Source organism: Kribbella yunnanensis (genome assembly GCF_039529655.1).
GTDB classification, from domain to species: Bacteria; Actinomycetota; Actinomycetes; order Propionibacteriales; family Kribbellaceae; genus Kribbella; species Kribbella yunnanensis.
Map to the genome: position 1 here is coordinate 1 of NZ_BAAANF010000046.1, position 9,301 is coordinate 9,301.

Annotated in this window: 11 protein-coding genes; 9 read left to right on the plus strand and 2 right to left on the minus strand. The window is 67.8% G+C overall.

Annotated features, from left to right (window positions below; translation table 11 throughout):
- Positions 1-221: ArsR/SmtB family transcription factor (locus ABD231_RS42040; RefSeq protein WP_344166060.1), on the minus strand; the 221-nt coding region annotated here is incomplete at its 3' end.
- 75 nt (positions 222-296) lie between these two features.
- Between ABD231_RS42040 and ABD231_RS42045 the strand changes: the two genes are divergently transcribed.
- Positions 297-971 (plus strand): CBS domain-containing protein, encoded by a 675-nt coding sequence (locus tag ABD231_RS42045; RefSeq protein WP_344166062.1) that lies wholly within the window; start codon positions 297-299, stop codon positions 969-971.
- 164 nt (positions 972-1,135) lie between these two features.
- On the opposite strand, the gene ABD231_RS42050 is transcribed toward ABD231_RS42045, so the two are convergent.
- Complete coding sequence (locus ABD231_RS42050; RefSeq protein ID WP_344166064.1) at positions 1,136-1,321, minus strand: hypothetical protein; 186 nt, start codon at positions 1,319-1,321, stop codon at positions 1,136-1,138.
- A gap of 113 nt (positions 1,322-1,434) precedes the next feature.
- On the opposite strand from ABD231_RS42050, the gene ABD231_RS42055 reads away from it, so the two are divergent.
- The 8 genes from ABD231_RS42055 to ABD231_RS42090 are packed head-to-tail and all read left to right on the plus strand — an operon-like array spanning position 1,435 to position 9,152.
- On the plus strand, positions 1,435-1,803 hold the full coding sequence (locus ABD231_RS42055) for an ArsR/SmtB family transcription factor (RefSeq protein WP_344166066.1): 369 nt from the start codon (positions 1,435-1,437) through the stop codon (positions 1,801-1,803).
- Positions 1,800-2,273: an NADH-quinone oxidoreductase subunit B family protein gene (locus ABD231_RS42060; protein ID WP_344166068.1), complete on the plus strand. Its 474-nt coding sequence runs from the start codon at positions 1,800-1,802 to the stop codon at positions 2,271-2,273. Before ABD231_RS42055 ends, ABD231_RS42060 begins: the two co-directional genes overlap by 4 nt.
- Positions 2,270-4,291 carry a proton-conducting transporter transmembrane domain-containing protein gene (locus ABD231_RS42065; RefSeq protein ID WP_344166070.1) on the plus strand — a complete coding sequence of 674 codons (2,022 nt, stop codon included), beginning with the start codon at positions 2,270-2,272 and terminating at the stop codon, positions 4,289-4,291. The genes ABD231_RS42060 and ABD231_RS42065 overlap by 4 nt, the downstream gene beginning before the upstream one ends.
- A complete protein-coding gene (locus ABD231_RS42070; protein ID WP_344166072.1) occupies positions 4,288-5,226 on the plus strand; it encodes a respiratory chain complex I subunit 1 family protein in 939 nt (312 codons plus the stop codon). Before ABD231_RS42065 ends, ABD231_RS42070 begins: the two co-directional genes overlap by 4 nt.
- A gap of 5 nt (positions 5,227-5,231) precedes the next feature.
- A complete protein-coding gene (locus ABD231_RS42075; protein ID WP_344166074.1) occupies positions 5,232-5,876 on the plus strand; it encodes a hypothetical protein in 645 nt (214 codons plus the stop codon).
- Positions 5,876-7,357, plus strand: coding sequence for a proton-conducting transporter transmembrane domain-containing protein (locus ABD231_RS42080; RefSeq protein ID WP_344166076.1), 1,482 nt, complete (start codon positions 5,876-5,878; stop codon positions 7,355-7,357). Before ABD231_RS42075 ends, ABD231_RS42080 begins: the two co-directional genes overlap by 1 nt.
- On the plus strand, positions 7,354-8,862 hold the full coding sequence (locus ABD231_RS42085) for a hydrogenase large subunit (protein ID WP_344166078.1): 1,509 nt from the start codon (positions 7,354-7,356) through the stop codon (positions 8,860-8,862). Before ABD231_RS42080 ends, ABD231_RS42085 begins: the two co-directional genes overlap by 4 nt.
- Positions 8,863-8,888: 26 nt before the next feature.
- Complete coding sequence (locus ABD231_RS42090; RefSeq protein ID WP_344166080.1) at positions 8,889-9,152, plus strand: hypothetical protein; 264 nt, start codon at positions 8,889-8,891, stop codon at positions 9,150-9,152.
- Positions 9,153-9,301 lie beyond the last annotated feature (149 nt).

Below are 9,301 nucleotides of genomic sequence, written 5' to 3' on the forward strand. Positions count from 1 at the left end.
GAGTAGATGACGGTTGCGCCGGACTTGCGGGTGGTGACGAGTCCGGCTCGGCGGAGGACGGCGAGGTGTTGGGAGAGGTTGGAGGCTTCGATTCCGACGTCGGGCAGCATCTCTGCGACGGAGTGGTCGCGTTCGCTGAGTAGTTCCAGGACGCGGATCCGTGCGGGGTGGGAGAGCGTCTTGAAGAACTCGGCCTTCCGCTCGTACAGGGGCCTGTGCACGGGCTGCTCCCTTGAGGCATCATGGCTATTAGTTGAGTAGTTGCTAATCTTAGCAAGTCTGCGGCGAGGTGCGAGATGGCTGAGCCTGTTGTCGGGGCGGTGATGACCAGGTCGCCGGTCAGCGTTCGTCCGGATGCCCCGTTCAAGCAGGTCGCTTGTGCGCTGTTCGCGGCCGATGTCGGTGCGGTCCCGGTGGTGTCCGGCGGGATGCCGGTCGGTCTGATCACCGAGCTCGACGTACTGGCGAATCTCGAGTTCCACGGCGGTCTGGATCCGATTCCCGTGCTCGGCGGCGGTGCTGCGCGTCGCCGGCGTCGCAAGGCCCGGGCGGTCACGGCCGCCGAGCTGATGACTTCGCCGCCGCCGACCATCTCGGCCGGTGCCTCGGTCAGTGCGGCCGCCCGCCGGCTGGTGGCCGCGACAGTGCCGGCGCTGTGTGTTGTTGACGATCAGCGATGGCTGACCGGTCTGCTGACGAGGCGCGATCTGCTGGCTGCTTATCGGCGTTCCGATGACGAGATCGCCGCCGAGGTGCGGGTCGTGGTCGATCTCGACCGGTCGCGGCCGACGCGGGAGAGTGCGGATCTGAGTGTTGAGGTTTGTGGTGGCATCGTTGAGCTCGGCGGCACGCTTGTCTACCGCAGCCAGGTCGAGCACGCGGCGGTCGCGACCTCACGGGTGGCGGGTGTCGTCGCCGTCCGGAACAACCTCACCTACGACATCGACGACATGATGGTCACCGGTTTCTGACAGCGGCCGGATGTGGACGCGCGAGCCGGTGGCGGCGGCCTGGCGGACGAGGTCGGTGACTCCGGCGGCGTCTGTCACCGTGCGGTTCGGTGCGTCGTGCTTGGTTGAGGTGTAGGTGACCTCGTAGAGCACGATCTCCGCTTGCTTGGCCGGATCGTGACGGCTCAGGTCTGGTCCCGGGGCTCGTCGGCCGGAACCGGTACGCCGTTCTCCATCGCGAGGCGGAGGAGGCTGTCGAGTTCGCCTGAATAGATGCGTTCGGCGTCGAGGTCACCCGCCTCGTGAGCGGTGCGGAGCGCGTGCCGGGCGGCGGTGATCCGCTGTTGCAGTTCCGCGGTGAACGTCTCCATGATCTCCCGTTCGGCCGGCGAGCTGTCGCTGTACAGTACACAAGAGTTGCAGAAGTTTTCAATTCATGATCGCATGTATTGCGCATGACTTGGGAAGGGATGGAAGTCAGAGGATGACCACACCGCTGCACCAGTTGAAGGCCGAGTTCTTCAAGACTCTTGGGCATCCGGCCCGGATCCGGGTGCTCGAGCTCTTGAGCGAGCGGGAGATGGCGGTCGGTGAGTTGCTGCCGGAGGTTCGCCTGGAGGCCTCGAACATGTCGCAGCAGCTCGCGGTCCTTCGCCGGGCCGGCCTGGTTACCACCCGCAAGGAGGGCTCGCAGGTCTACTACTCGTTGACGAGCCCGCACGTCGCCGAGCTGCTGAAGGTCGCCCGGGTGATCCTGACGTCGGTGCTGACGGAGCAGGCGGAGCTGCTTGACGGTCTCCGCGCGGACGCGGTCGCCACCGGGCGGTCACGCGTGAAGCGGGCGGCGCGGTGAGAGCGCTGCTGCGGAAGATCCGCGAGACCGGCCGTGTCGCGGAGCCGGCACCGAAACGCGATGGTGCGGGTGACCACGCGCTGCGTGGCTCGGTGCAGGTGCGGCATGTGGATGCCGGGTCGTGCAACGGCTGCGAGGTGGAGATCGGTTCGGCGTTCGGTCCCGTGTACGACGGGGAGCGGTACGGTGCCCGTCTGGTCGCCTCGCCGCGCCATGCCGACGTACTGCTCGTGACCGGGCCGGTGACGCGGAACATGGCCGAACCGCTGCGGAAGGCATACGGCGCGACGCCGGCGCCGAAGCGAGTGGTCGCCATTGGAGACTGTGCCGACAACTGTGGCGTCTTCGCCGGTGGGTACGGCGTCGAGGGCGCGGTCGGCGATGTGATCCCGGTCGATGTCGTCGTGCGGGGTTGCCCACCGGAGCCGCCGCAGATCATTGACGCATTGCGGGACCTCACCGGCCGATGACCATTGGTGGGGCGCTGCTCGGCGTACTGGTGGCCGCCGGCGCAGGCGCACTGATCGCCGTACTCACAGGTCCGCGTACTCGAGCCGTAGTGGCTGGTCTGGCCGCGAGCGTGGCCGGGGTGTTCGGCGTGGTGGCCGGCGTTCTGGCGATCACCGGGCAGACCTTCACCGCGACGGTGCGGCAGTTGCTCCCGATGAGTGCAGCGGTCCTCGATGTCGATGCCTTGTCGGGCATCTTCTGTGCGCTTGTCGGCGGTGTGGCTGTCGTGGCCGGGCTCTACAGCATCGGCTACACCGGTGGCGATCACGCGGACGGGACCGGGGCCGGTTCGCGGACGGCGCAGGCGTTGCTGCCGTTGTTCGTCGCCGCGATGATCCTGGTTCCTGCGGCCGGCAACGTGACGACGTTCCTGGTGCTGTGGGAGTTGATGGCGCTGACCTCGCTGGTGCTGGTTCTCGTCGAGCACGGGCTCCGGCCGGCCGTGCGTGACGCGGGGATCTGGTACGGCGGGATGACGCATGCGGGCCTGATCGCGATCCTGCTCGGGCTCGTGCTGTTCGCGGCGCAGGCCGGAGACGAGTCGTTCGACGCGTTGCGAGCGGCCGAACTGTCGGCGACAACCAAGTCGGTGATCTTCGTGCTGGCGCTCATCGGCTTTGGCTCGAAGGCGGGCCTGGTGCCGTTGCATGTATGGCTGCCCAAGGCCCACCCGGAGGCGCCGAGTCAGGTGTCGGCGTTGATGTCGGCGGCCATGGTGAAGCTCGGGCTGTACGGGATCTTGCGGGTAGGGTGCGACCTCCTCGGCGGCGGCCCCCGCTGGTGGTGGCTGCTCGCCCTGATCCTCGGCGCGCTGTCTGCTCTGTACGGCGTACTGCAGGCGGTGGTCGCGACGGATCTGAAGCGGCTCCTGGGCTACTCGACGACGGAGAACATGGGGTTGGTGTTCATCGGTGTCGGAGCCGGCGGCATGTTCGCGGCGGACGGCAACCGGGCCTTGGCGAGCCTGCTGATCGCGGCGGCTCTTCTGCACGCGTTGAACCATGCCGGCTTCAAGACGCTGCTGTTCCTGGGCGCCGGCTCGGTCCTGCGGTCGACGGGAATCCGAGATCTCGACGGTCTCGGCGGACTGGTGCCGCGGATGCCCACAACGGCCGCCCTGTTCGGGATCGGCGCGCTGGCGGCGGCAGCGCTTCCGCCCGGCAATGGGTTCGTGTCTGAGTGGCTGCTGCTGCAGGGCCTGATTCACGGGCTGCCGGGAGCGGACACGGTGGTTGCGGTGGCGATGCCGCTGGCGGTCGGGACGGTCGCGTTGACGGCTGGGCTCGGAGTGGCGACGTTCGTGAAGGCGTTCGGTGTGGGCTTCTTGGCGCGGCCACGGTCGGCATCGGCGGCGGCTGCCTACGAGTCGCCGCTGGTGATGCGATTGGCGATGGTCCTTGCGGCCGTGGGATGCGCGGTGCTGGCGCTAGTGCCTGCGTCGATCGGGCCGGCGTTGGCCAGGGTCCTCGGTGTCTTGCCGACGGTGGACGACGGGGTGCCGCTGCGTGGGGGAGTGACGCTGCACCTGGTGGGTGTGCAGGGCCAGATGTCGCCGCTGCTGCTTCTGGCGGGTCTCGTCATCGTGGCTCTGCTTGCTGTCGCGTTGATTCGCCGTGGGTTGCCGCGGCGCCGGTCACTGGTCTGGGGATGCGGTGGCACTCGGTTGGATCCGCGGATGGAGTACACGGCAACGTCCTTCGCCGAGCCGCTGACGCGGGTCTTCGACGACGTGCTGCGGCCCCAGTACGACGTCAACGTGACTCATCACGAGGAGTCGCAGTACCTGGTTGCGAGCGTCGAGTACCGGCAACGAGTCGACGACCGGCTCGAAGCCTCGTTGTATCCGCCGGTGCTCGCCGGGACCGCGAAGGCGGGTAGTGTCCTGAGCCGCCTGCAGAACGGCAGCGTGCACAGGTACCTCGCATTCGGACTGCTCGGTCTGATCGTCGTCCTGGTCGTCGTGGGGATGACCACATGAAGACGGCCGGAGTGGTGGTACAGGTCGTCCTGCTGATCGTCATCGCGCCGTACCTGGTCGGTGTGATGCGGCAGGTCCGGGCTCGGCTGGAGGGGCGGGCCGGTGCGGGGATCGGGCAGCCGTGGCGGGATCTGCGCAAGCAGTTCCGCAAGGAGCCGATCTCCCCGGAGGGGTCCAGTTGGGTCTTCGCTGCAGCGCCGGCTGTGCTGCTGGCAACTACGGTTGTGATCGCCGCGATAGCGCCGTTCGTCGCCACGGTCTCTCCGCTGAGCGGCATTGCGGATCTGTTCGCGGTGGTTGCGCTGCTGCTGCTCGGCACGGTTGCGCTGGCCCTGGCCGGCCTGGATACCGGTACGGCGTTCGGTGGCATGGGCGCGAGTCGCGAGATCACGGTGGCAGCGCTGGCCGAGCCGACCATCCTGCTCGCCGGGTTCGCGCTGTCGGTGCGGGTCGGGTCGACCAACCTGTCGGCGATCGTGGAACGTGGCCAGGAATCCCCGGCCACCGTGCTGTCGCCCGCGACCTTGCTCGCCGCCGTTGCCCTCGCCGTGGTCGTGGTGGCGGAGGCGGGTCGGCTGCCGGTGGACAACCCGTCGACGCACCTCGAGCTGACGATGATCCACGAGGCGATGGTCCTCGAGTACGCCGGTCGCGACCTTGCCCTGATCGAGTTCGCCTCGGCGCTGCGGCTGACCGTCCTGCTGGGCCTGTGGGCGAATCTGTTTGTGCCGTGGGGCGTCGCCACGACTGCGTCACCGCTCGCGCTGCTGATCGGAGCGGGCGCGTTCGCGGCGAAGGTCGCGATCCTCGGGGCGGTGCTGGCAGCTGGAGAGGTGTTCATGGCCAAGCTGCGGTTGTTCCGGGTTCCGGAGCTGCTCGCGGGTTCGTTCCTGTTCGGCGTCCTGGCCGTCTCGTCCTCCTTCTTCCTGGCGTGATCTCGATGACTCAATGGCTCTATCTGGTCTGTGGCGGCCTGCTGCTGTCGTCGGTTCTGGTGCTGTGGCGTCGTGAGCTCGCCGCGATCGTTCGTCTGCTGGCCGTGCAGGGCATACTGCTCGGAGCACTGGCAGGAACCCTCGCCGTTCGGCTGGACAGCATCGAGCTGGGCGCGGTCGCGATCGGCGTACTGGTCCTCAAGGCGATCGTGGTGCCTGGCATTCTCCGCCGGGTCCTGCGCGACAGCGGCGAGGCGCGGGAGACCGAGCCGCTGATCAACATGACGGCGTCGATCGTTGCCGCCGCCCTGCTGATCCTGCTCGCCTACGCAGCAAGCCGCCCCATCGTCCGGCTTGCGCCGTCAGCCGAGACACAGGCGGTCCCAGTGGGGCTGGCGATGGTGCTGCTCGGGTTCTTCGTTCTCGTCAGCCGTCGGCGTGCGCTGTCGCAGATCGTCGGGTTCCTCCTGCTCGACAACGGCATCGCGACCACGGCCTTCCTGATCACCGGCGGTGTGCCCGGCATCGTCGAGCTCGCCGTATCCCTCGACGTGTTGCTGGTCGTGCTGGTGTTGCAGGTGCTCACCGCCCGGTTGCGGGCGACCTTCGGCGCGACCGACATTGACGAGCTCCGGGAGCTGCACGACTGATGAGCGATCTGACCGGTGGTCCTGCACTGCTGCTGACGGCTGTGCCGCTGGCCGCGCCGCTGGCAGCTGCAGGCGCAGCCGTCCTGATGGGCTGGCGGCGCTCGATCGCAGTGGGCGCGATCGCCGCAGCCACGGCAGTCCTGGCGGCTGGTGCCGGTACGACGGCCTGGACGGCAGGCGGCGGAGTCGTTGCTGCGGGCAATTGGTTGCGGATCGATGCGTTGTCCGGTCTGATGCTGATCGTCATCGGAGCGGTCGGTGTCATCGCAACGTGGTCCGGTCTGGGCTACATCGACGACGAACTCAAGGCCGGCCACACCGACGCGCCCGGCGCCCGACGGTACGGCGTACTCGTGCCGCTGTTCATCGCGGCCATGGTGCTCGCGGTCCTGGCGAACAACCTCGGGCTGCTGTGGGCGGCGGTGGAGGCCACCACCATCGTCACCGCCTTCCTGGTCGGGCATCGCCGTACCAGGCAGTCGCTGGAGGCGACGTGGAAGTACGTCGTCATCTGCTCGGTCGGCATCGCGCTCGCCTACCTCGGTACCGTCCTGGTGAACTACGCCGCCCAGCAGGCGGGGATCGAATCGCTTGATTGGAGCGAGCTCGCTTTACATGCCGGCGAGCTCGATCGGGGTGTGATGCGGCTTGCGTTCGCGCTGCTGGTGCTGGGGTTCGGTGCGAAGGCTGGTCTGGTGCCGTTGCACAGCTGGTTGCCGGATGCCCACAGCCAAGCGCCCGCACCCGTCTCGGCGTTGATGTCCGGAGTGCTACTCCCGGTCGCGATCTATGCCTTGGCCCGCTACCGCGTGATCGCGGTCGAGAGCGTGGGACAGGGATTCGTCCGCGGTCTCATGATCACCGTCGCGCTGGCGTCTCTCGCGCTGGCCGCCGGCCTGCTGGTGTCCCAACGCGACTACAAACGGTTGCTGGCCTATTCGAGTATCGAGCACATGGCGCTGGCAGCGATCGGGGTCGCGATTGGTACGCCGCTGGCGATCGCGGCGGTGGTGCTGCACATCGTCGGGCATGGGCTCGGCAAGGCTGTGCTGTTCTGCGGAGCGGGGGAGATCCTCGCCCGCGAAGGCAGCACCCGGATCGACGAGGTGCGCGGGTTGTTCGTTCGCGCGCCGATGCTGGCGGGTGTGTTCGCTGCTGGCTTGGTCGCGCTTCTGGGGTTGCCGCCGTTCAGCCTGTTCGTCAGCGAGATCGGCCTGCTCCGCGCCGGGTTCGCGGCCGGACTCAGCTGGGTGATGGCCGCCGTACTCGTCCTGCTCTTGGTCGTCTTTGTTGCCATCAGCGCCAAAGCCGCCGGCATGCTCTTCGGCGCTTCCACCGAGCCACCGGCACCCGCACTCCGAACATCGACCGCGACCCCGCTGCTCGCCGGGCTCGTGATCGTCGGCGTTCTGGGGCTCGTCGATTGGCCGCTCGGATCGCTGCTGCACACTGCGAGCTTGATTGTGGGGACGTCGCGATGAGCCCGGATCCGAGGACCTACCCCAATCGGCGCCAATCCAAGGTCACCGCGGATTCTCTGGCCGACCACGCCGCCACACTGCTCGGCAGCGGATACCGCCTCGCACTCATCGCCGGGCACGACGACCGGGACGCGTTCCGCGTCGTCTACCTGTTCGTCGCCGCCCGGCCCGACCGGCGCGTCGAGCTGATCCTCAGCACCAGCCGGTCCGCGCCGCAGATCCCCAGCCTCGCCGCATTATCTTTCCCGGCGGGCCGCTTCGAACGCGAGCTGCAAGATCTCTTCGGCATCGAGATAGTCGGCCATCCCAATCAGCGTCGGCTCGTGCTCCACCAGCACTGGCCATCCGATTGGTACCCCATGCGGCGAGACGCCGGGCCGCCACCGGCCTTCGGCGACATCGACGAGCCGTACCCGTTCCTCACGGTCGCCGGGAAGGGCGTCTACGAGATCCCGGTCGGACCGATCCACGCCGGGCTGATCGAGCCGGGCCACTTCCGGTTCTCCGTCGTCGGCGAGACCATTCTCAAACTCAAGGCAAGGCTGTGGTTCGTCCACAAGGGCATCGAGAAACTTGCCGAAGGCAAACTGATCGCCGACGTCCTCCCACTGGCCGAGCGAGTTTCCGGCGACACGACAGTCGGGCACACGCTCGCGTTCTGCCTGGCCGTCGAGGAAGCCCGCGACTGGCCGGTCTCCGCACCGGCCCAGGTCCTGCGGGCGATCCTGCTCGAGCTCGAGCGACTGTACAACCACGTTACCGATATCGGGGCTCTCTGCAACGACGTCGGGTACGGCATCGCCAACACGCACGCGCAGCGGATCCGCGAACAGCTGCTTCGGCTCAACAAGCAGGTGACCGGCCACCGCCTGCTCCGCGGCGCGATCACGCCAGGTGCCACTCGCCTCCGGGCTCTCCCCGATCCCGGCGTACTGGGCGCGATCCGTGCCGAGGTCCAGCAGATCGTCGACATCGCGCTCGGTAACAGCGTCGTACTGGACCGCATGACCGGCACCGCTGTCCTCGGCACGGCTCAGGCCCGCGATCTCGGCACCCTCGGGTACGTCGCCCGCGCGAGCGGGTGCGATCCCGATGCCCGACGCGATCACCCGTTCACGCCGTTGACTACTGAGGTCGCCTCTGCGGTCCGGAGCGAGGGAGACGTCCTGGCCCGGTTCCTCACCCGAGCCGACGAGATCAAGCACTCCGTCGCCCTGCTCACGCACCTCATCGCAACCCAGCCACCGCTCAGTGCGGAGACCACGAAACCCACCTGGCTCACCGCGGGAAACACCTCCGGGGTCGGCCTGGTCGAGGGCTGGCGCGGGACCATCGCCCACCGGATCGAGTTCGGCCCCGACAGCTCCGTGTCGCGGTGGAAGATCGTCGACCCGTCCTTCTTCAACTGGCCGGCCCTGCCGGTCGCCCTGGCCGACACGATCGTTCCCGACTTCCCCTTGACCAACAAGAGCTTCAACCAGTCCTACGCAGGGAATGATCTGTGAAACCTCGCCAACGTCCCGCCCAGCGCATGAAGATCGAGACCGTCCAGCGCTGGGTCGCCTCGGTCATCGTGGTCCACATCGGCAGCGTCCCCGCGGTCTCGCTCGCCGTCTACAGCATCGGCATCGCCAAGACCGATCACGGGAAGGGAGTCGGCCTGTGGATCATGTCCGCGGTGATCGGTCTCCTGACGGTCGCCGGGGTCCGGCTGATCTTCCAGCGCACGCCATTCACGCCGTGGATCGTCCTCGGCGCCCTGCCCACGGCTCTCACCGGCTTCTACATCTTCTAGCGTCAGGATGTGATCATGGACCTGAGCCTGTCGGCGTCATACGACGCCACTCCCGAAGAAGTGTTCGCGATGATCACCGACGCGACCTTCCAGGAACAGGTGCTCCAGCGGGTCCATTCACCGTCGTACGACGTGGCCGTGCGCGAGGA